At 55.8% G+C, this 20,483-nt stretch carries 17 protein-coding genes; 9 read left to right on the top strand and 8 right to left on the bottom strand.

Translation table 11 applies throughout. From position 1 onward, the window contains the following. The first annotated feature begins 41 nt into the window (after nucleotides 1-41). From E0L35_RS04365 to fhuF, 4 genes are all read left to right on the top strand, one after another. Nucleotides 42-1,613 (top strand): ATP-binding protein, encoded by a 1,572-nt coding sequence (locus tag E0L35_RS04365; RefSeq protein ID WP_138799724.1) that lies wholly within the window; start codon nucleotides 42-44, stop codon nucleotides 1,611-1,613. 110 nt (nucleotides 1,614-1,723) lie between these two features. Then, nucleotides 1,724-2,521, top strand: coding sequence for an inositol monophosphatase family protein (locus E0L35_RS04360; RefSeq protein WP_138799723.1), 798 nt, complete (start codon nucleotides 1,724-1,726; stop codon nucleotides 2,519-2,521). 167 nt (nucleotides 2,522-2,688) lie between these two features. Continuing rightward, entirely contained in the window at nucleotides 2,689-3,456 is a 768-nt protein-coding gene (locus E0L35_RS04355; protein ID WP_027957190.1) for an ATP-binding cassette domain-containing protein, read from the top strand. A gap of 149 nt (nucleotides 3,457-3,605) precedes the next feature. Beyond that, nucleotides 3,606-4,394, top strand: coding sequence for a siderophore-iron reductase FhuF (fhuF, locus tag E0L35_RS04350; protein ID WP_138799722.1), 789 nt, complete (start codon nucleotides 3,606-3,608; stop codon nucleotides 4,392-4,394). Nucleotides 4,395-4,418: 24 nt separating this feature from the next. On the opposite strand, the gene E0L35_RS04345 is transcribed toward fhuF, so the two are convergent. The 5 genes from E0L35_RS04345 to E0L35_RS04325 form a co-directional block, all read right to left on the bottom strand. Further along, nucleotides 4,419-6,071 (bottom strand): multidrug ABC transporter permease/ATP-binding protein, encoded by a 1,653-nt coding sequence (locus E0L35_RS04345; RefSeq protein WP_138799721.1) that lies wholly within the window; start codon nucleotides 6,069-6,071, stop codon nucleotides 4,419-4,421. Nucleotides 6,072-6,254: 183 nt separating this feature from the next. Further along, entirely contained in the window at nucleotides 6,255-7,343 is a 1,089-nt protein-coding gene (locus E0L35_RS04340; protein ID WP_138799720.1) for a DUF1513 domain-containing protein, read from the bottom strand. Nucleotides 7,344-7,346: 3 nt separating this feature from the next. Further along, nucleotides 7,347-8,372: an imelysin family protein gene (locus tag E0L35_RS04335; RefSeq protein WP_009286895.1), complete on the bottom strand. Its 1,026-nt coding sequence runs from the start codon at nucleotides 8,370-8,372 to the stop codon at nucleotides 7,347-7,349. A 23-nt stretch (nucleotides 8,373-8,395) separates the two neighbouring features. Next, nucleotides 8,396-9,865: a di-heme oxidoredictase family protein gene (locus E0L35_RS04330; RefSeq protein ID WP_009286894.1), complete on the bottom strand. Its 1,470-nt coding sequence runs from the start codon at nucleotides 9,863-9,865 to the stop codon at nucleotides 8,396-8,398. Nucleotides 9,866-9,956: 91 nt separating this feature from the next. After that, complete coding sequence (locus E0L35_RS04325) at nucleotides 9,957-11,252, bottom strand: imelysin family protein (protein ID WP_138799719.1); 1,296 nt, start codon at nucleotides 11,250-11,252, stop codon at nucleotides 9,957-9,959. 208 nt (nucleotides 11,253-11,460) lie between these two features. Between E0L35_RS04325 and E0L35_RS04320 the strand changes: the two genes are divergently transcribed. Together E0L35_RS04320 and E0L35_RS04315 are read left to right on the top strand one after the other, a co-directional pair. After that, nucleotides 11,461-12,327 (top strand): LysR family transcriptional regulator ArgP, encoded by an 867-nt coding sequence (locus E0L35_RS04320; protein WP_027957195.1) that lies wholly within the window; start codon nucleotides 11,461-11,463, stop codon nucleotides 12,325-12,327. Between the two features lie 206 nt (nucleotides 12,328-12,533). Then, entirely contained in the window at nucleotides 12,534-14,339 is a 1,806-nt protein-coding gene (locus tag E0L35_RS04315) for a diguanylate cyclase (RefSeq protein ID WP_138799718.1), read from the top strand. 16 nt (nucleotides 14,340-14,355) lie between these two features. Here the strand turns inward: E0L35_RS04315 and E0L35_RS04310 are convergent, their stop codons facing one another. Both E0L35_RS04310 and E0L35_RS04305 read right to left on the bottom strand, forming a co-directional pair. Beyond that, entirely contained in the window at nucleotides 14,356-14,913 is a 558-nt protein-coding gene (locus tag E0L35_RS04310) for a cytochrome b (RefSeq protein ID WP_009286892.1), read from the bottom strand. A 129-nt stretch (nucleotides 14,914-15,042) separates the two neighbouring features. After that, nucleotides 15,043-15,915, bottom strand: a complete 873-nt coding sequence (locus E0L35_RS04305) for a LysR substrate-binding domain-containing protein (protein ID WP_138799717.1) — start codon at nucleotides 15,913-15,915, stop codon at nucleotides 15,043-15,045. 101 nt (nucleotides 15,916-16,016) lie between these two features. Here E0L35_RS04305 and E0L35_RS04300 point away from each other — a divergent pair, with 101 nt between their 5' ends. Continuing rightward, nucleotides 16,017-16,895, top strand: coding sequence for a DMT family transporter (locus E0L35_RS04300; RefSeq protein ID WP_138799716.1), 879 nt, complete (start codon nucleotides 16,017-16,019; stop codon nucleotides 16,893-16,895). 131 nt (nucleotides 16,896-17,026) lie between these two features. Here E0L35_RS04300 and E0L35_RS04295 read toward each other — a convergent pair whose 3' ends face one another. Further along, nucleotides 17,027-18,472: a hypothetical protein gene (locus E0L35_RS04295; RefSeq protein WP_138799715.1), complete on the bottom strand. Its 1,446-nt coding sequence runs from the start codon at nucleotides 18,470-18,472 to the stop codon at nucleotides 17,027-17,029. Nucleotides 18,473-18,797: 325 nt separating this feature from the next. Between E0L35_RS04295 and E0L35_RS04290 the strand changes: the two genes are divergently transcribed. Together E0L35_RS04290 and E0L35_RS04285 are read left to right on the top strand one after the other, a co-directional pair. Then, nucleotides 18,798-19,178: a septal ring lytic transglycosylase RlpA family protein gene (locus E0L35_RS04290; RefSeq protein ID WP_027957199.1), complete on the top strand. Its 381-nt coding sequence runs from the start codon at nucleotides 18,798-18,800 to the stop codon at nucleotides 19,176-19,178. A 242-nt stretch (nucleotides 19,179-19,420) separates the two neighbouring features. Next, on the top strand, nucleotides 19,421-20,419 hold the full coding sequence (locus E0L35_RS04285) for an NADP-dependent oxidoreductase (protein WP_138799714.1): 999 nt from the start codon (nucleotides 19,421-19,423) through the stop codon (nucleotides 20,417-20,419). Nucleotides 20,420-20,483: the final 64 nt, after the last annotated feature.

Below are 20,483 nucleotides of genomic sequence, written 5' to 3'. Positions count from 1 at the left end.
AAACTGCTGCTCGTATCGCTGCTTTGCTCTGGAGACCCACTATGCCGGATGCCCACCGCCGTAAGCTACCCATCGGGATTCAGACGTTCTCGGATATCCGCGAAGGGAACTATTACTACGTCGATAAGACACCGCACATTGAGCGTTTGGTTAACCAGAACAAATACTACTTCCTCTCGCGGCCACGCCGCTTCGGCAAAAGTCTCTTGCTGGACACCCTGCGTTGCCTGTTTGAAGGTCGCCAGGCGCTGTTCGAAGGGCTGTATCTCCACGACAGGTGGGATTGGCAGCAGCGCTACCCGGTGATTCGTATTAGCTTTGCCGATGGCGTGATGCAGAGCCGTGAAGGGTTGGATGAACGTATCCGTGAGCAGCTACGCGTCCAGCGTGAGCAACTCGGCATTACCCACCACCATAAAACCGATATACCGGGTGAATTTTCTGCCCTCATTCGTGCCGCCCACCAGCAGCGTGGTCAACGGGTGGTCATTCTGATTGATGAGTACGACAAGCCGATTCTGGATAACATCCTGGCGCCGGAGCGTGCCCGGGAACTGCGCGAGGGTTTGAAGAACCTTTACAGCGTGCTGAAAGACGCCGACCCGCACCTACACTTCGTGCTGCTTACCGGCGTTTCCAAATTCAGCAAGGTCAGCCTGTTTTCGGGCTTGAACAATCTCCGCGATATTACCCTTTCGCCCGACTATGCAACCTTGTGTGGTTATACCGATGACGATATCGATACCGTATTTGAACCTGAACTTTCTGGGTTAGACCGTCAGGAAATCAAACAGTGGTATAACGGCTATCGCTGGGGTGGTCGTGAGGTTACCTCTGTCTACAATCCCTTCGATGTACTATTGCTGTTCCAAGAGCAAGAATTCGGCCCGTACTGGTTTGAGTCCGCGACGCCAACGTTTTTGGTCGATATTCTCAAACAACGCGGGGTGTTTACCCCTCGATTGGAGACCTTGCAAGCAAAAGCACAGTTGCTCGGCCGCTTTGATGTCGACGATATCACCACCGAAGGGCTGCTGTTCCAAACCGGCTACATCACCATTAAAGACGTGCAGGAACCCATGCTGGGTTATCGCCTCTATACGCTGGGCTTTCCGAACAGGGAGGTAGAAAGCAGCCTTAACGATTTATTGCTGCCAGTATTGGGTATTAACACAAGCGATGCGCAAACCTACCAACTGGCGTTATTTGACACTTTTCAGCGCCATGACCTTGCTGCGTTGGAAGCTCACTTAAAGGCGCTCTACGCCGGACTCCCCCATGACTGGTACCGCAACAACCCCATCGCCAAATACGAAGGCCACTATGCCAGTGTCTTTTACAGCCACTTTGCGGCCTTGGGGCTGGATGTAACCGTGGAAGACGCCAGCCACCACGGCAAGGTGGATATGAGCGTGGACTTTGGTGGGCATATCTACCTGTTTGAGTTCAAAGTGGTGGAACAACTGCCGGAAGGTAAAGCGCTGGAGCAGATCAAACATAAAGGCTATGCCGATAAGCACCGCGCTTCGGGCAAGCCCATCCACCTGATCGGCGTGGAGTTTTCCAGCGTTGAGCGCCAAATTGTGGCGTTTGAGGTGGAGACCTTGGCTTAGCTACCAATCTATCCGCCACTGTCATCTCCGCGTCATGAATGGCTAGTTACATTGAATGCATACAGTTTTTGCCATTCACTAAGGCACGATGAATGCCCAGGGGAAATACAATGCTCGATAGCAGTAACGACCTACTCGAAACGGTGAAACAGGCGGCGTACGAGGCAGGTGCGCTGTTACGCGAGGGATATTCGCTAAAGGGCAGAATCGCCTTTGAGCAAAAGGGGGCGTCAGACTTTGTCAGCTACTACGATACGGCCGCAGAGAACATCATTATCGACTGTATCAATAGCGCCTTTCCCGATATCGCTTTCCTAGGTGAAGAGAGCGGGCTTACACCCACCGATAGTGACTATACCGTCATCATTGACCCTCTCGATGGCACCAGCAACTTTTTGCATGGGGTACCTCACTTCTCAGTCTCCATCGCGGTTACTAAGGGCGATGAGCTGATCATCGGCGTTGTCTATCAACCGCTGCTTGATGAAATGCTTTGGGCCAGCCTTGGCACCGGCGTCTTCCTCAACGACACGCCGCTCACTACGCCTGAACCGCGCCCACTGAACGAGATGCTGGTAAGCACCTGCCTGCCCTACCACGCTAAAGGCGACTGTACGACGGCCCTAGATCAACTCGCTGCTCTAATGCCCCAGGTGGCCGGTATCCGCAGCCCAGGATCGGCGGCGCTGGAGATCGCCTACACCAGCCTGGGCCGGTTTGATGCTTTTTGGTCTCAAGGCGCTAAGCTCGACTTTTGGGATATCGCCGCCGGTATTGTGATTGCCAGAGAAGCTGGCTACACCGTCACGGATCTCACTGGCGAGCCGAATCCCTCTCAATGGAACAGTTTACTTGCGGCGCACCCCGAGAGGCATGGACAACTGCTAGCGTGTTTAGCGTCTTGCTGATAAACGATCAACGTCATCTCTAATCACCTGAGACCTACCCCTTGCCTGCTTTCCCCAAGCGGCGTTTGCCATCTATCACGTAAATCTTTTCATTTTTTTGTTAAAAATGAGAACTATTAGCACTAGAATGGAGGCATTATCATCAACCCTATCGCCAGGAGTCATTCATGTTCGAGGTCAAAGGCGCCACCTTTGAAATCAATGGTAAGCAGATTTTAAATCCCATTGACCACAGTTTTCATGAGGGCAAGGTTTACGGCCTGATTGGCCATAACGGCTCGGGCAAGTCGACGCTGATCAAGCTCATGGCCCAGCAGCAGCCGGTAAGCCAGGGGGAGGTTCACTTTGATCAACGCCCGCTGAGTGACTGGGGAAATCGTGAGTTCGCCCGTCAGGTGGCTTACCTGCCCCAGCATTTACCAAGTGCAGAAAGTCTTACCGGACGCGAGCTAGTCGCCTTCGGCCGCTACCCATGGCACGGGCTTCTGGGCCGCCACACCCAGAAAGACAAAGATGCCATTGATCGCGCCATAGCCCTGACCCACACAGAGGCCTTTGCCGACCGCTTGGTCGACACGCTCTCTGGTGGTGAACGTCAAAGGGTCTGGTTGGCGATGCTACTCGCCCAGGGCAGCCGATTCCTGCTGTTGGATGAGCCGCTAGCGGCGCTGGATATCGCCCACCAAATCGAAGTGCTGGCGCTGATCCGTAAGCTGTGCGATGAGCTAAATCTTGGGGTGATTATTGTACTGCACGATATCAACATGGCCTCGCGCTACTGCGACGAGCTGATGGCACTGCACAGCGGTCGCTTGCTGGCCCATGGCAGCCCGGGTGATTTGATGAGCTGCAGCACCTTAGAGGCGATTTATGGCCTACCGATGCAGGTCATGAAGCACCCCAACGGAGAGCACAATATCGCCGTGGCTCAATAGCGCTATTCTCCGAGGTCAGACACTTTTAAAAGCACTCATTCGCAATCAAAAGCTTCAACTGATACGCATTATCGATTAAGCTGAATGCCATATTTTACCTGTGTGCTGTGTCAAAACCTTGTGTTAAAGCCCTGTGATGGAGCCCCGCGATGCCCTCTGCTCTACGTCAGCCGCAACTGTTCGAGCCTTCGTTAGCGTCCTGCTACACCGGGCCGTTGGCGAACTTTACGCCGCCGTTAATAGGTGGAACGCCACCGCTGGAAGCGTTCAAAACAGCCCGTTGGCGGAATGCCGATTGGCTCAAAGAAGATCTCTCCCGCTTCGCTGAACAGTACCCAGACGGAGACCAGCGGGCAGTGGTATCGATCTGGTCGAAATGGCACTTAAGCGCACTAACCGTTCCCACACTGACAGCCAACCTGCTGCTTAACCGTGACCTGCCGGTGGGGCTGGGCGACATGCAGGTTATCTTTAACGACAAGGGCGCCACCTCGCGGCTGTGGTTGCCCCACGAAGGCACGTCGATAACCACTCACGACCCGTTTGAGCGTTTTGCTACCCTGATTGAGCAGCACTGGGCACCGTTGATTGAGCAATTAGCGGCTATCTCCGGCGCTGCACAGCGGGTGTTCTGGAGCAATGCCGGTGGCTATCTGGACTTTTACGTCAACGCGCTGGGCGAGCACCCGCTTGCCAATAGGCAGGCGTTTGAGGCTGCCAAGGCGCTGCTGGAAGCGCGCAACCTGCCCAACGGCAAGCGCAACCCGCTGTTTCAGCCGGTGCGTTACTTTACGCCCAAGGGTAGTGAGGAAGTTAAGCGGGTGCGCAAGCTTTGCTGCCTGCGCTATTTACTGGATGAGTTTGCTACGTGCGGCACCTGCCCGCTAGAGGGCTGCGACCTGGAAGCGCGAAAGCGCGCCAAACAGGTCGCCCGTTAAAACGTTAGCTATTTTTAACACTGTTTAGATATTAATTTGCGCAACAGCGTCCTCACTCGCTCGAGCACGCTGCTCGCCTTTCAGCTCGCTAAGCTGCCCCTTCGACATCTCCAGCAACCGATCAGCGTGAACGAAGTAGCTGTCGTCATGGCTGATAGCAAACACGGTTTTACCCATCGCTTTTAAGTGCGGTAACAGCTCGCGGTAGAACAGCCGCCGGAACTGCGGGTCTTGATCCGCCGCCCACTCGTCGAGCAGCAGGATATCGCGTTTTTCGGCAATCGCTAGTAGCAGTGCCAGGCGCTTACGCTGCCCCTGGGAGAGCTGGGTGTTGATGACGCGATCACCCTCCCACTGCAATTTGTGCTGCATCTGCAGTCGCTCAAGCCAGGTATCAACGACCTGCGGGTCAGCAGGCAGGCCTTCAGGGCCCATGGTCTGATCAAACTGATGGAAATCGGTAAACACGCTGGCAAAGCGAGCGCGGAACGCTTCCCACTGTGCAGCAGTGACCACCTCGCCATCAATCTTAATAGTGCCGCTTTGGGGGCGGTATAACCCCGAGAGTAGCCTTGCCAGGGTCGACTTACCGCTGCCGTTGCCGCCGATCAAGAACACCTGCTCACCGCGCTCTAGGGTCATATTGAGTGGCCCCACCTGGAAGCCCTCGCCCTGGGCAGTGTCCGGGTAGTGATAAGTGACTTCCTCCAGCTCCAGACGCTGCCAATCGGCCAGCGTATCGTCGACGGCAAAGCTTGACTGGTACTCGGCTAGCTCCAGGCTGCTCAATTTATCAAACGCGACCTGGGCACTGATCAGCGTTGGCCAAGCGCCCACCGCCTGAATCAGCGGCGTACGCAGGAACAGCAGCGTCAGCGCGAAGGTGGAAGCCACCGTGGTATTCGCCCAGCCCAATCCATTAGAGAGGAAAAACACCACCCCGATGGCGCCCAGCATCATAATGTTAGACCAGTTGTTAGCGCTTAAATGGTAGGTATCGGCGCGGATGATATGATGACGATAGTCACGGGCATTGGCGGTATAGCGCTCGTCATAAAAGCGCCGGGCACGGTCGCGGTTGAGCGCCAGTTCTTTGCGCCCTTCAATGGCCGCCTGGAAATCTTTATACAGACTGTCTTCGCTTTCACGCACGAGGCGAAAATGGCGATACACCCGCGACACCAACACCCACCCCACACCCATGGTGAACGCGATCCACAGCACCGTGATCACCACCATTTGTGGCGACAGCCATGCCAAATAGGCCACCGAGGCAAGCGTAAGCACCACGCCCTGAATCAGCTCCGGCAGACGCACAAAGCCAATAGTGATGTTACGCACATCGCTGGACAGACTGGCAAGCAAGGTGGCGTTGCCCAACTGCTCCAAGCGCTCAATATCGGTGTCGAGAATACGCTTCACCAGCCGCGAGCGTAGATCAAACACAAAGTGGTGCCCCAGCACGGTCAGCGCTAATTGCGTACTGAGTGTGACCGCCAGGAGCACCACCAGCAGGCCTAGAAATTGCGGCAGCGCCGCCATACTGCCTACTTCGATAAGCCGCTGGTTGATAAACGCAATCACCCCGACCCCTAAGCCAGCGCTCAATAGGCTCAAAGCAATGGCGCCTAAAAAGGGCCAGCGGTAGTGATGAAATACTAAGCGCAGCAGTTCCATGGGGCTCCTTGCCTTCCTGTAAAGAGCGCTGAAGTCTAACAGCAGCGCCTCTCACCAAGAAGACGTCATTCATATTGGGTGGCAAACGAGCAGCGACAGAGGCCTGACAAAGAGTAGTCTGAACCGGAACGCTATTCCTAAGAGCTATTCCTAAGGGCGATTCCGAAGGGCGATTCCTAAGAACTATGTCAGATGGTTATCCCAGCGGAGTTCCAGACTGGCGACCAGTTGGGGTGTTGCCGAGCCAGGCGTTACTCGGTAGAGCCCGCCCTGGCCGGAGGAGACCAGAAAGCCGCCGTTGCCGTCGCAGCGGGCGCCGGCGGCGTCGGGTAGCGCTAGGCTGGCAACAAGCTTGCCTTGCGCGGCATCCAGCAGCAGTACCCGGTTGCCGCGAGGGGCAGTCACCAGGGCATTGCCAGAAACACGGCTAAACGCCACGCTGGCAGTGTAGTGCTTCAGACTGGCGGTGACTTCATCGGCCAGCGCCAGCTCAGAGAAGTGCCCTTGGGCATCCAGACGGCAGATCAGCGGATGGGTCTCCCACTCGGGCCCTTCAAACTGGTAGCCAGCGATCACTGTACCGTCCGCCGCCACATCCAGATGACGGCAACTGAGCTGGTGGTGCGAAGGTTCGTGACGTGCCAATATCTCGCCGCTGTGGCGATCCAGCAGCATCAGCGCTGGTGCCATGGTATCAAGATTGAGTTTAACCCGGCCATAGTCAGGATGAGTCTTGATCCCCCCCAAACCAATCACCAGTGTGTCACCATCCGGCATCAGCCTAAGCTCATGAGGCCCGATACCACCCAGCGGCATATCGCGCACATGGGCGTAGTCGTTGGCAGCGTCGTAAACGCGCACTAGCCCGGCGCTGTCCTCCAAACGATTGGCGGTGACATACAGATAGCGCCCGCTCAGGTCGAAAACGCCATGCCCGTAGAAGTGGTAGCCCTCCCCGGCCGCAATGGTGTGGGCTAATTGGCGGCTGTCCCCATCGATCACATGCATCCGTGTGCCAGGGCGGCGAGCAAACAATACCGCCTGGCGAGAGTCGGGCTGCAGACAGCCTCCATGGCAGCGCTCGGGTACTTCGATCATAAAGCGGGTCTGACCATCCAATACCACCCCGGCGATGTAATGCCCTCCTCTGGGGTCGTCTACCGCGCTGAACAGCCAAGCGGCTTCCTCCCGCGCGGGCAGCGCCCAACTCAGCGGGGTCAGCGCCATGGCGACGCTGCCCAACCCTACTTTGAGTACTTGGCGTCGCTGCATGGTTCAATCCCCATCGCTGGAGTTAAAGCCTCGTACCAGCCCCAGTTCACCAGCGATCTCGTTACCCAGTAGATGGCGTAGCTGGCTGATGTCGAGGTAGAGCGACTGCAGACCGCGAAACGCCTCTTCGTCTTCAAGGGAAGGCACCAAGCCCGGTGGCAGTTCGCTGGCCTGAACGAGTGTCTTATCCAACTGATCACGAAACGCCTCGGCGAGCGGCAGCGCATCGGCCTCGCGCAACAGCGCGGTGAGCCCCGGCAAGAAGCCGGTACGCAGACCCTCCAGGCTGCTCTCTACCAATCGAACCGTTTGTCCGCTTCGCCACGCTTCCGCCAAGTAGCCGTTGGCGGGTGCGCCTTTAAGGCCCATGGGCTCACCGAGCCGTTTATCTTCGAGTATTTCGAGAGCCTGGATGGCGCTCGCCAGCGTGGTCTCCGTGTAGTCAGGAGTCTCAAGATAGTGCTCGCCAAAGGCCTGCCAGTCGCGATGCAGCGCGCTTGTGGTATCAGCAAGATGCGTGGTGATGGCCTGCATCAGCGAGCAGGCTCCAGGGTCGCTCAGGGCCTGTTCGTCCATGGCGTCGTCATAAAGCAAGTATTCAAGGGCGGGAAAGCCTTGAATCGCCACGCTGTCACTGGCGATATCTTGGGCATCCGGGGCTTCGGCTGCCTTCAGCCAGCCGCGCACCTTGCTGCCCACCAGGTTTTTACGGTCTGGCCAGAATTGCAGTTGCCAGCCTCGGCTATTCTGCTCGACCGGGCCGAACTGAATAAAACGCACCGCCTGCCAAGCTTGATAGGCGCTCAGCCAGTCATTTTCCAGCCGCTGTCTGAGCGCTTCGTCTGGGCTCTGGCAAAAGCGTGCGGCGCTAGCTTCCAGGCGCTCGGAGGCGGCGCTCAGCTCAGCATACTGAAGTTCCACCGCGCCGTGCCACATTTCCCGCGGCGTAGGGGTGTCCGTAGCAAAAGAGAGCGGCGTCGCGAGTAGCGCGCAAGCCAGCAAACTCAGGCGGCGAAGAGATGCGATCACGTTAACTCCTTAACAGTAATGACTTACAGGGATTCAAGGAAACGTATAAGTTCCGCTCGCTGGTCAGCGGGCAATGCGCGATAGCCCTGGGTAGCGCTTTCTGCCTCACCACCGTGCCAGAGTATCGCCTCTTCCAGAGTGCGGGCGCGACCATCGTGGAGAAAACCAGCCCGGGGGTTAACCGTTTGCGCCAAGCCGATGCCCCACAGCGGCGGGGTGCGCCATTCGCGGCCATCGGCCTGGAACTCGCTGCGATGATCAGCCAGGGCATCGCCCAGATCGTGGAGCAGTAGGTCGCTATAGGGCCATATTTCCTGATTGGCTAGCGCCGGACGGGCAGCATCCGCAGCGGTGCGATGGCGCGGCGTATGGCAGCTCGCGCAGCCGAGCGCGTTAAATCTCTCAGCGCCCTGTTTCACCGCTGGGTCATCCATATTGCGTCGCATCGGTACCGCCAAGCTGGAGGCGTAGAAGGTCACGAAGTCGGCCACGTCATCGCTGACCTCAGGCGTGCCACCGTTAGGAAAATCATCGCACCCCTGGCTCTCCATGCAGTCGGTTTGTGGCACCAGACTGGAGGTCAGCCCCATATCCCCGGCAAAGGCGTGCAGCCCCTGCTGCTCAATGCTGGGCTCGCCGGCTTTCCAGCCAAAACGCCCTAGCACCGTGGTACCACTGCGCACATCCCATACCTGGTTGTAGCGGCCGGAAATCCCGTCGCCATCAGCATCGTCAGGGTCTGCGGCAGCGATAAGGTCAGCTTCAGGAATCGCTTCTAGCAGGCCCAGGCCAATCATTGGAGGTGCTAACCGTGGCGAAGTTTGCAGTGACTCCGGCAGCTCTCCGTAAGCGGGCTCGGCAATCGAGTAGAGCGGCTCCTGCAAGGTGACGCTGGTGCCATCGGTGAAACTCACTTCCCGAGGACGATACTCAATCACCAGCTTGGCCTCGGGCTTGGCACCGCTAATCGCCGCGGTTTGGAGCTGCAAACCGTAGTTAGGTACCGGAAGCGCGCCCCGCTGCTCCAGTGTTTCTGGATCCGCTTGGCTTGCGGGTAGCGAGAGGCGCAGAAACAGCGCGATGGGGTTTTCGTCGCCGGTGGGTGGGTGCCCCCGACCATCTTTAAGGTGGCACCCCTGGCAGCTATTGGTATTGAGCAGCGGCCCCAGGCCATCCCGGGCCTCGGTGCTGGCGGGCGCCGCCACCCAAGGGTTGCGAAAGAAGCTGTTACCGACGCTGAAATCCAGCCGCTTGGTCATCGACATATTACCCAACGGCAGCGAATAGGCGTTATGGTCAAACTGCTCCACCGAGCCATCGCCACCACTCATGGGCGTCGTTTGAATGGGATAATCTTGGCTAGGTGGCGCATTTTGTATAGGTGATTCGGCTGCCTGCAAGGGCACGGCCAACAAGAACAGTAAGAAACTGCTGTGGGCTAATGTGCTGGGCACCCACTTGGCTAGGACAATAAACCGGGGTAAGCGGTACATGGTGATACCTTGAGAAGGAAGATACTGACAAAACCAACAGAGCCGCGCGATAGCAACACTATCGGCGGCTCATAGTAGACGCTAGTCCGCTCTAGAACCGGTGACCGGCATCATCAGGCTGTAGGGAGGTCACGCCCAGTTCACCTGCGGCCTGTTCGATAGACCCTGTTTGCGCCACCAGAGAGAGAATCGCCTCGTTGATCAATTCACTGCCCTGCTCGTTACCCGGCGCAATCATCATATCGAATGCCATCGGCGAGCTTTCCGCTTCAGCCGCCTGCTTGATAGCATCAAGCCTCGCCATGGTGGCTTCAAGCTGCGCACCAAGGGTGTCGGCTAGCTCGCTATCTGCTTGAGACAGTAAGTCTTGCAGCGAAGGCCCCTCTACCACACTGCCATCAAGGCGTTGATAGCTGCCGGTGTAGATATTCTGAACACCCTGGCCGTTGTAGTAGTGAGAGTTGTGGGTATTGTCACTGAAGCAGTCGTGTTCATCCTCAAAAGAGTTGGCTTCCAGCGCTACCTTCATGCGCTCACCCGCCAGCTCGCCAAGCGACAGCGAGCCCATGCCAAACAGCATGCGGCGCAGGCCTTCCTGATCGCTCTCCGCCAGCAGCTCCTGGCGATAGTTGCCTTCAGTTTCCGGCGCCCACTGGGCCACCATCCACTCAAGGTCGTCAACGAGCAGGTCGGACACCGCGTCCAGATAGCTGCGGCGGCGATCGCAGTGGCCATGAGTGCAGTCATCGCCGGTTTGGTAATCACTCACCGGTCGTTCGCCGTTGCCTTCCTCAAAGCCATGCAGATCCTGCCCCCAGAGCAGAAACTCGATGGCGTGATAGCCGCTGGCGACGTTAGCCTCCGAACCGCCAATTTCATTCAGGTCGGCGAGTAATGCTGGGGTAATGTCGCTAACGTCCAGAGTTTCGCCGCCGACAGTGATTTGCTCGTTGGCAATAATATTAGCAGTGGCGCCTTCGTTACCCAGCTCATGCTGGTAGTCGTCGCCTTCGACATAATCGATCATGCCTTCGTCCAGAGGCCAGGCGTTGAGCTGTCCTTCCCAATCGTCCACCACCGCATTACCAAAACGAAACACTTCGCTCTGCTGATAAGGCACCCGCGCCTGCAGCCAGGCTTGCTTGGCTGCGCTCAGGGTTTCGGCCGTGGGATTGGCGAGCAATTCGTCGATACGCTCGTTCAATGCTTGGGCAGCATTCAGTGCATCGGCGTAATTGGCATGAGCCAGATCGGCGTAGTGTTTAACCACGGCGTCAGCGCTAACGGTGTCAGCAGCAGCGGTGTCGACAGCAACTGGGGCAAAAGGCATCAGCGCGCTAAGCGCAACGATGCCAGCAAGAGGGCGACGGAGCATGATGGCGGGCATTACAGTGTCCTTTAGGCTGTGGCATTACAGAAACTACTCACATAAAGTGCTAGGCAACCCGAGAGGGTTTTGGTGCTCTAGCCCTGCCTGAAATGTAATTCATTGACCTATGAGATTCAATCCTATTTGATCTTAAATAGAGAGCACTACGCCGTTTCATCACCATTTTTTGCTCTGTGTCACTTTTTGCTGCCTTGGGAAAACCGACATGCTGGATTATAAACTGCTTCATGCCTTGGCAATCGTGGTGGAGTGCGACGGTTTTGAGCGCGCAGGCGATGTACTGGGGCTTTCGCAGTCAGCTGTCTCCCAGCGCATTAAGGCACTGGAGGTTCGCCTTGGGCAGCCGGTGCTTATACGCTCTCCTCATCTAGCGCCGACCCCTGCGGGCCAGCGGCTGTTGACCCATTACCAGCAAGTACAGCTATTAGAGCGCGATCTCCGCGGCTCCCTACCCACGCTGGATGACCAGGCGCCGCGTCTGCGGATTGCTATCAATGCGGATAGCTTGGTCACTTGGTGGGCCGAGGCCGTTGCCACGATCTGCCAAGAGGAGGGTTTACTGCTGGATTTGGTGATTGAAGACCAGGATGTCGGACTCAAGCGCTTGCGCGATGGCGATGTAGCGGCCTGCCTGTGCGCCACACCACAACCGATAGCCGGTGCACGCAGTGTTGCGCTGGGAGAAATGCGCTACCACCCTTTGGCGACACCGGCTTATATCGAACGCTACTTTCCAGAAGGCCCTTGCAAAGAGAGCTTTCAATCCGCGCCAGCCATCGTCTTCGGCCCTCACGATCAGTTGCAGCATCGCTTTCTTGCTCAGTGCGGCTATCACGGCCACTTTCCTTATCACCTCTGCCCATCTTCAGAAGGGTTTGTGCGCTTAGCCACAGCCGGGGTCGGTTACGGCATGATGCCTCAGTTGCAGGTCGGCGAATTAATGGCCAGTGGCCAACTAGCCAGTGTTGCTCCCGGTCATTTTTTAGCAGTGCCCTTGTACTGGCATTTTTGGCGCCACAGCGGGCAACTCATTCAACGACTTACGCAACATTTAAGTCGTGCTATGACTTAAGCATGAGAGTTTTCAACGTTTCCTTTCACCAAAGCCAACTACACTCAAAGAGCTTATCGTACGGCACAAGGAAATTTGAGCTGCTTTTGAGCGGGGTGGCATGCAAACCGCATCTGAGCGCTATGCCGACGAATTAGCGGCCCCCGGCGGGTAAGGGAACCCAGGGAACAGCGAACGGGGTAAAAAAACGAAAAAAGCGATACCCTATGCATGCACAACGTTTAACAGCGGGTGTTTACACCGGCTTATTACTGCTGCTTGCGGTTTGTTTTATGCCCTGGGCGCAGGCAAATACTCTCCTATCCGCATCGCCAAGCCAGGCGAGCTATTCACTTGCCCCTTATAACGAGTTCTGGCACGCCGACGAACAGTCTGTAACGCTTAACGATTTGCTCGCCCAATCGCGTACTTTTACACCCACGCACCAAGCCCAAGATTTAAATTTCGGCTATACCCGTGGTGATGTGTGGCTGCGCACTCAGGTGCGCAATGATTCGTCGGAACCCCAGCGTTGGATGGTGGAGTTTGAATACCCGTTCTTGGATTACGTTACCCTTTATACGCTTCGCCAACAACTCCGCGATGTGCAGCAAAGCGGCAGCGCGGTTCCCGTTGAACAACGCGCGCTCGCCCACCGGCAGGCGGTTTTTCCACTGGAGCTGGCCGCCTTTGAAACCGTCACGCTGTATACCCATGTGGCTGCCTCAGGCAGCAAGATGCTTAATTATAACTTATTAACGCCAGAGGTGTTTTATACCCAAAATGATCGTCATAATTTTTGGCTGGCGACCTACTTTGGCATGCTGCTGGCGATGGGTTTATATAACTTACTGCTATTTTTCGGCTTAAAAGAGCGCATATTTCTTCACTACTCGCTATTTGTCGCTGGCTTTGGACTTGCCATTCTGGCGTTTAACGGCATTGGCACACTCATGTTTTGGAGTTTTCTGGGTGAGAACACATCTCGCTTGGTGGCGCTCGGTTTCACCTTTGCCTCTACCATGGCCACACTGTTTGCGCAGAGCTTCCTAAACACAGAGACGTATTGCCCACGCTGGCACCAGGTATTAAACACCTTTCGCAGCTACTGTTGGCTCGCCGTCATTGCCTCGCTGCTGCTGCCCATTCCTGCGGCCCTCCACCTAATGGATGTGACGGGGTTTATGGCGGCTTTACTGCTCCTGATATGCGGCAGCTACTGCAGCTTTCGACGCATACCCAGCGCTAGACTCTTCGTGTTTGCGTGGTCGCTATTTCTGCTGGGTGCAGGTGTCTTTGCACTCCGCAATCTGGGCATACTGCCGGCTAATTTTATTACCCTACACGGCATTCAAATTGGCTCAGCGCTAGAAATGTTACTGCTTTCGTTTGCACTGGCATCACGCTTTAACAAACTTAAACGGCAAAAAGAGCGCGCTCAAGCCGCTATGCTAGCTGCGCTAAAAAAGCAGGAAGCCGTGCTGGAACAAAAAGTCGCTGCCCGAACTAAAGCGCTAGAGCATTTAGCCAACGGCGATATGCTGACCGGTTTATTAAATCGCCATGGCCTGGCGCGCTGCGCCGCAGAAGCTCTGGAGCGTAATCGTCAAAACGGCCATCGCTTGGCGCTCCTGATGCTTGACCTGGATCGTTTCAAACCCATTAACGACTGCTACGGCCATGAGGCAGGTGATTTTGTCTTACAACAAATTGCCAAACGTATTGCCCATATGGCGCGTACCGGTGACCACTGTGCACGCTTTGGTGGTGATGAGTTTATTATTATCATGGAGAACATCGAACCTCACGATACGCTTGAGAATATACAGGCACGTATCGACGAAGCCATTCGCTCACCCATAAAACTCCCCTGCGGCGAGCGAGTTAGTGTTAGCGTGAGCATTGGGGTAAGCACTTGCCAGGGAACAGAGGGCGCCACTCTTGAGAGTTTACTGCGTGAAGCCGATAGCCATATGTACGCTGTCAAATCACGCCAAGCGGTAGAGTTCTATCGCTACGGCTCGGCGAGTTAGGTATTAACCTTGGTCATTAATCAAACAGGCTCATACGTTTCATAACGTTATCGCGTTTGATTTTCCAATGGAACATGGCACCGGCAACGTGCAGTACCACCAAACCTAAAATGGCCCACCCCAGGCGCCCATGCCACATAAAGAGTTGTTCAGATAGTTGCTCGCGCTCGCCAATCAGACCGGGTAAATGCCAGTGGAAAAACTCCACGGGAAAGCCGCCGCTTGCGGTAGCCGCCCAGCCCAATAAAGGCATAACGACCAACGCCAAGTAGAGCAAATGGTGAACGCTGGTACTCACCACCCTCTCGAAGGCATTTAGAGGCGGTTCATGGTCAGGCACCACAAAGGCCAGGCGGGTAATAATACGTAGCGTCATTAGCAACAGGATCAGCACACCCAGCGTCTTATGGCTGGTATACAGCAAGTTCGTCAACATATTGCCGACTAGAGCGAGGGTGCGTTCATAGCCCAAAAAGCCTAACGTTAAACCGCTGGCCAAGGAGAGCAGCACCGCGCCAGCCACCAGCCAGTGCAACACCCGATGCGGGTAGATATAGTGATCCAGTTCGTGCATGCAGTGCTCCTAACAGCCAATTCATTTGCTCTTCATTCTAGTCAGTAACGCTCCCTTACGCTGATTAAAGCACTACACGGCCATCAACGCTAAGCATTACCTAGGCTCTACTTGGTCTCAAAAGCCACTTTATAACGCTTGTTCGGGCACTGCCAGTTGATCGCGTATTAACTCTGCCAAACGGCGCGCAGGCTCCGAAGGTCGGTGCGGCGCCCGGTGCAGCGCCAACTCAATCATCGGCAGCGCAGGCAGCCCACTGCTCTCATCCAGCGGTCTCAGTGCAGGGGTTAGCATGCTGCGAGTCACCACCACGATGGCCAGCCCAGCGGTCACAATTGGCGCCAGCCCTGCCATGGATTGGCTGGTATAGGCCACGCGCCAGCTGCGCTCCGCCGATTGCAGCGCCTGCTCGGCCACTTCACGGAATACGTCAGCTCCCGGTGAGTAGAGCGCCAACGGCAACGGGTCGCTTAGCAGCGGCTGCTGGTTCATACCGACTGCCCACAACAGCGGTTCCCGGCGAATCACATCGCCGCCCGGCGAGTTGCGCTGCCGGGTCACCAGAGCGAGATCCAGCTCTTTAGCTTTAACCTGCTCAACGAGATGCGCGCTAGTGCCGCAGATCACCTTTAACCCCACGGCGGGGTAGAGCTGATGAAAGTAGGCAAACACCGAAGGCAGCAACGAAGCGTAATCTTCAGGAATGCCGAGGGTAAGATCGCCTGTCACCTGGCGCGCCTGCATATCGCTCCACGCGTCATCGTTAAGTGCTAATAGCCGTCGGGCGTGGTTAAGCAAGCGTTCACCTTCTGAGGTAAAGCGTATTCGCCGCCCTTCCCGCTCGTGCAGCGTGAGCGAGAGCTGCGCTTCTAACCGCTGGAGCTGCATGCTCACAGTGGACTGGGTATACGCCAACCGTTTAGCAGCTGCGGTCACACTCCCAGTGTCCGCAATCGCCACCAGGGTGCGTAGCAGGGTTAGGTCTAACGTGGGGGCACGCATATATCACCAAGCTTGATGAAAACGATCACAAAAGATCGATATTGTGATGCATTGATGATGAGTATGCTGCTCGGTACATGCTCAAATCAAGGAGAACTCTTATGCATCCCGTTCACTCCCCTGCGTTATTCCCACGTTGGTACAGTGTTGGTGCGGCGCTGGTGGCCGTGATGCTTTGGAGTTCGGCACCGCTGCTGGCTGAGTTTGCCAAAGCGACACCGCCCTTGCAGTTAACTGCCGTTACCCTGTTAGCGGGATCATTGGCGACGCTACCATTAAGCCGCCGCGTAAACGTCGCTGCCAGCGGCGTGGGTTGGCAACTCAGCGTTTGGGTGGGTATCCCACTGCTCATCTTTGGCGCCGTCAGCACCTACTTTATTGGTATGCGGCTAGCCCCCGCCGCCGAAGCGGCGCTAATTACCTACACGTGGCCTGTGCTGTTCGTGCTGCTCAGCCAATGGAGCCATTTTGGCCGCCTACGCATCGCAGGGGTGGTCGGCGCTCTGATTGCGTTTTCAGGCGCTGCGCTACTGCTGGTTCCTCAAGCCATCAGTGGAGGGCTGGGTGGTGCCACCACGGGCTACGCGCTAGCACTGCTGGCCGCCTGCTGCTGGGCGATCTATTCATGGTTAAGCCAAGCTGCACCAGTGGCCTTAACACCCCTGCTGCCGCGGCTACTGCTGATTACCTGCGCTATTGCCGTGGCTGCCAGCTTAATACTGGAAGGCACCCTCGCCCTCCCCAGCGGTGAAGCGTTACTCGCGGGCATCGCACTGGGTTTAGGGCCTTACGGAGTAGCCATGGTGGCCTGGGATAAAGCATTGCGCTGGGGGCACGCGAGCCTTGTGGGCAGCTTGGCGTATGGCGTGCCGATTCTAGCCGCCCTACTGCTGGTGCTAGCAGGCATGAGCGTGCTCGACTGGCGCCTACCCGCCGCGACCGTGCTGGTAGTGGCAGGCTGCCTCAAAGCTGGCCGTTAACCCCTTGCCATTTTCTCCTCACACCTGACAATTTACTCCTCACAATTCACTCCTCACCATCGACCAATAAACCAACGCCCCTATCACGATAAGCAACAGGGGCGCTGGGTATTATCGATTAACGCTAACAATTAAAGCTCTGGGGGAATGTCCGTCGGCTCCATGTCGAGGCTTAGTTCAAATAAGCCGCTACCGGTAGCGCTAAACCCGCGTGCGCTTACCGTGTAAGTGCCGGGCAGCAACTGCTCTTGAAGCCGTGAGTCGGTACCGCCCGCGCCGTCGTCATCGCTGGCGACAAAACCCTGGCCACTGATCTCAATAAAGGTATCAAAATCGTCAGAGCGCATTTCCAACGTCACTAACGAGCTCTCTTCTACTTCCAACTGATACGTCAGCGGTTCACCGCTATACCAACCGTTAAGCGCTTCACCAGGGGTAAGCGTGCCTTCATTACGCAGATTAACATCTGGCATATCACGCGGTGCCATGGAGAGCGTAAACATGCCACTGCTCTCGCCATAGGCAGTACGTGCCGTTAGCTGATACTCACCGGGAGCAAGAAAATCAGCGATGCTAGCATCCAGATTGCCGGCACTGTCATCATCTTCGCGGTAGTAACCGTTAGGCCCTTCAAGCACCAGGTAGGAATCGATATCGCTGGAGCGCATCTCAATTTGGTACATGCCTGCTTCTTCTACTTCTACTTGGTAACTAAGCCCCTGGCCACTAAACCAGCCGTTGAGAGAGTCATCGGGAGTGAGCGCTCCATCATTACGCAGCTCACCATCACCCGGTAACTCGTGAGGCTCTACTGAAAGCGTATAAACGCCATTGCCATCATCGTAGGCGCTACGTGCCGTCAGCGTATATTCACCGGGTTCAAGGAAATCAGCGATGCGCGCGTCTAAATCACCGGCGCTGTCGTCGTCTTCGCGGGCGTAACCGTTCGGCCCTTCAATCTCCAGGTAAGCGTCGAAGTCGTCAGAGCGCATTTCCAGTTGGTAGAGGCCTGCCTCTTCTATGTTCAAGGTGATTTCACGGGCATCCCCTTGCAGCCAACTATCGATGGGCTCGCCCACTGCCACTGTGTCAGCATCCGTCAGCTCAACGGTTCGGCTGACAACGGTAAACGGGCCATAACTGTGGGCATCGGCACCGCTAACCACCACTACATAGTCGCCGCTCTCTTCTATACGGTGACGAACGATAGGGGCATTATCGAGCAGTTGTAGCTGAACATCATAAAGCGCCACAACACCTTGCAAGGCTCCGTTGAGAGAAATCTCAACAATCTCATCCTCTTCCAGTGCGATGGCGTAGCGCATGAAGCGGCTGCCATCGTTACCGTTCAGCTCGCTGGCCGAGGTTATTTCGCCACGCATGCGCTCATCAAGCGTGAGCTTTTCAAGGCCAACAATAGCCTCGGCAACGGACGGCTGATCAGTTGTCTCAGCAGTTTCGTCAGGCGCTTCATCGGCGGTTTGCCCCGGTAAGGGAATAATTTGAGCAGCGAGAAAACCAACGGCTGCGCCACCGATCGCCACCAATACAAACGTAAACGAAGAAGATCTAGCCATGAGCGGTTCCTTGTTGAGTCGCAATGACAATCATTAATTAGATAAGTGTCAGTGATTATAAGATGCTTACTCAATTAAAGTGAGCGTTTCATGAAGAATGCTGCTTTGCACAAAGTGCTTTCTCTATTCATTTCATACCTGGGTTGATAAGTCACTGAAACCCAAGGCCACATAAGTAGAGATTTAAAAATCTTGAAATTGAACCTATTTGCATCGATCTTCTCAAAGCTTGCTGACTCGTTGCGACAAGGGTAGTATCGAAAAGCCTATTCAGGCACCTCATCAAGAGTGCGGGATTCGCAACAAGCAAAACCGAGGTACTCCCATGGGAGCCGAAAAACGACTGATCCGAACGATTTGTTTGGCAGCGATAGTGGTAAGTAGCGCTGCTAATAGTGCTTTTGCACATGAAACAGAAACGCAGGAAGGCGTCGCCTCCTTTTACAGTGACCGCTTTCAAGGAGCGACCACTGCCAGTGGAGAGCCCTTTGACCAGCAGGCGTTGACCGCCGCCCACCCGAGTTTGCCGTTTGGCACCAAGGTGTTGGTGACACGCCCGGACACGGGGCAAGAGGTAGAAGTACTGATCAATGATCGTGGCCCTTTCATTCAAGGACGCATTATTGATTTATCTAAACGCGCGGCAGCGAAGCTTGGCATGATTCGCCGCGGTACAGCTCCAGTGATGGTAACGCTGTTGGATTAACGGATAACACATCCTTGGTTGTTGTGTGATACCCATTAGCCTAATCAATGCGACAGCACACGAAGCATCGTTATCTTAAAGTAGTCAACAGACAGGGTGACCAGCAATGGTCACCTTGTTTCTTTATATGGCTTACCTCTTGTGACTTACTTCCCGATACATTAACGAACTTGCAAGCAGGCTAATGGTCTCTATGCTGCAAGGAGTTCGATACACGCTCAGTATTCGCAGGAGACAAATCCATGCAGTCACAATTCTATACGCTTACCGATTATCCCAAAGGCCTACCCGATCGCACGCTCTTCAAGCTGGAAACACAAACCCTACCCGACCTAGCCGAAGGTGAAGTGCGTATTCGCAACCGCTGGCTTTCCGTAGATCCCTATATGCGTGGTCGCATGAGCGGCATTCGCACCTATGTGGAGCCGTTTGAACTCGGCAAGCCGATGGAAGGCGGTGCCATTGGCGAGGTCATCGAGACCAATGATTCAAGCTTAAAAGTGGGCGACAAAGTGAGCCATATGGGCGGTTGGCGGGATATTGCCCAACTGCCTGCGCAGGGCGTCACGCCGCTACCCGATATCGATGTTCCCGAACAAGCCTATCTGGGCGTACTCGGTATGCCTGGCATGACCGCCTGGACTGGCCTCAACCTGATTGCCGAATGCAAGCCGAGTGACAATGTGTTGGTTAGCGCGGCTAGCGGTGCCGTAGGCTCCCTGGCAGTACAGTTGGCCAAAGCCAAAGGTTGTCATGTGGTCGGTATTGCCGGGGCTGCGCATAAGCTGGCCTGGCTTGAATCATTGGGCGTTGAACCGGTTAGCTATCGTGACCGTCCCGCACAGGAGTTAAGCGACGCCATTAAGCTCGCCAGCCCCAACGGCATTGATGTGTATTTCGAAAACGTCGGCGGTATCTGCCTAGAAGCAGCATTGAACCAGCTAAATGAAGGTGCGCGGATTGCCGTATGCGGCATGATCGACAGCTACAATGCAAAAGAGCCTACCCCCGGCCCGAGCAATCTCTCTCAGTTAGTAGTGCGCAAGGCCAAAATGCAGGGCTTTATTGTGGCTGACCATTGGGCTAGCTACCCCTATTTCCTGAACGAAGTAGCCCCCCAAGTAGCGGAAGGTAAGCTGGTATATAAAGAGACAGTGAAAGAAGGCCTGGAGAACACCCCCGATGCATTCCTGGCCCTGTTTGACGGCGGCAATACCGGTAAAATGCTGGTCAAGCTATAAACCTCACGCCTTCTGGCTAACCCTACCGCGACATTAACTACCCTGGCGGTAGGGCACCCGCCTT

The sequence above is a fragment of the Halomonas sp. ATBC28 genome, assembly GCF_005937175.1.
Lineage (GTDB): Bacteria > Pseudomonadota > Gammaproteobacteria > Pseudomonadales > Halomonadaceae > Vreelandella > Vreelandella titanicae.
This window is presented reverse-complemented; position numbering and strand designations above follow the sequence as displayed.

Excerpts from the sequence above, each read along its gene's own strand:
- E0L35_RS04355 (WP_027957190.1), top strand. The coding sequence starts at position 2,689 with ATGTTCGAGGTCAAAGGCGCCACCTTTGAAATCAATGGTAAGCAGATT.
- E0L35_RS04365 (WP_138799724.1), top strand. The coding sequence starts at position 42 with ATGCCGGATGCCCACCGCCGTAAGCTACCCATCGGGATTCAGACGTTC.
- E0L35_RS04285 (WP_138799714.1), top strand. The coding sequence starts at position 19,421 with ATGCAGTCACAATTCTATACGCTTACCGATTATCCCAAAGGCCTACCC.
- E0L35_RS04320 (WP_027957195.1), top strand. The coding sequence starts at position 11,461 with ATGCTGGATTATAAACTGCTTCATGCCTTGGCAATCGTGGTGGAGTGC.
- E0L35_RS04330 (WP_009286894.1), bottom strand. The coding sequence starts at position 9,865 with ATGTACCGCTTACCCCGGTTTATTGTCCTAGCCAAGTGGGTGCCCAGC.
- E0L35_RS04300 (WP_138799716.1), top strand. The coding sequence starts at position 16,017 with ATGCATCCCGTTCACTCCCCTGCGTTATTCCCACGTTGGTACAGTGTT.
- E0L35_RS04340 (WP_138799720.1), bottom strand. The coding sequence starts at position 7,343 with ATGCAGCGACGCCAAGTACTCAAAGTAGGGTTGGGCAGCGTCGCCATG.
- E0L35_RS04290 (WP_027957199.1), top strand. The coding sequence starts at position 18,798 with ATGGGAGCCGAAAAACGACTGATCCGAACGATTTGTTTGGCAGCGATA.
- fhuF (WP_138799722.1), top strand. The coding sequence starts at position 3,606 with ATGCCCTCTGCTCTACGTCAGCCGCAACTGTTCGAGCCTTCGTTAGCG.
- E0L35_RS04315 (WP_138799718.1), top strand. The coding sequence starts at position 12,534 with ATGCATGCACAACGTTTAACAGCGGGTGTTTACACCGGCTTATTACTG.
- E0L35_RS04325 (WP_138799719.1), bottom strand. The coding sequence starts at position 11,252 with ATGCCCGCCATCATGCTCCGTCGCCCTCTTGCTGGCATCGTTGCGCTT.
- E0L35_RS04305 (WP_138799717.1), bottom strand. The coding sequence starts at position 15,915 with ATGCGTGCCCCCACGTTAGACCTAACCCTGCTACGCACCCTGGTGGCG.
- E0L35_RS04295 (WP_138799715.1), bottom strand. The coding sequence starts at position 18,472 with ATGGCTAGATCTTCTTCGTTTACGTTTGTATTGGTGGCGATCGGTGGC.
- E0L35_RS04345 (WP_138799721.1), bottom strand. The coding sequence starts at position 6,071 with ATGGAACTGCTGCGCTTAGTATTTCATCACTACCGCTGGCCCTTTTTA.
- E0L35_RS04310 (WP_009286892.1), bottom strand. The coding sequence starts at position 14,913 with ATGCACGAACTGGATCACTATATCTACCCGCATCGGGTGTTGCACTGG.
- E0L35_RS04360 (WP_138799723.1), top strand. The coding sequence starts at position 1,724 with ATGCTCGATAGCAGTAACGACCTACTCGAAACGGTGAAACAGGCGGCG.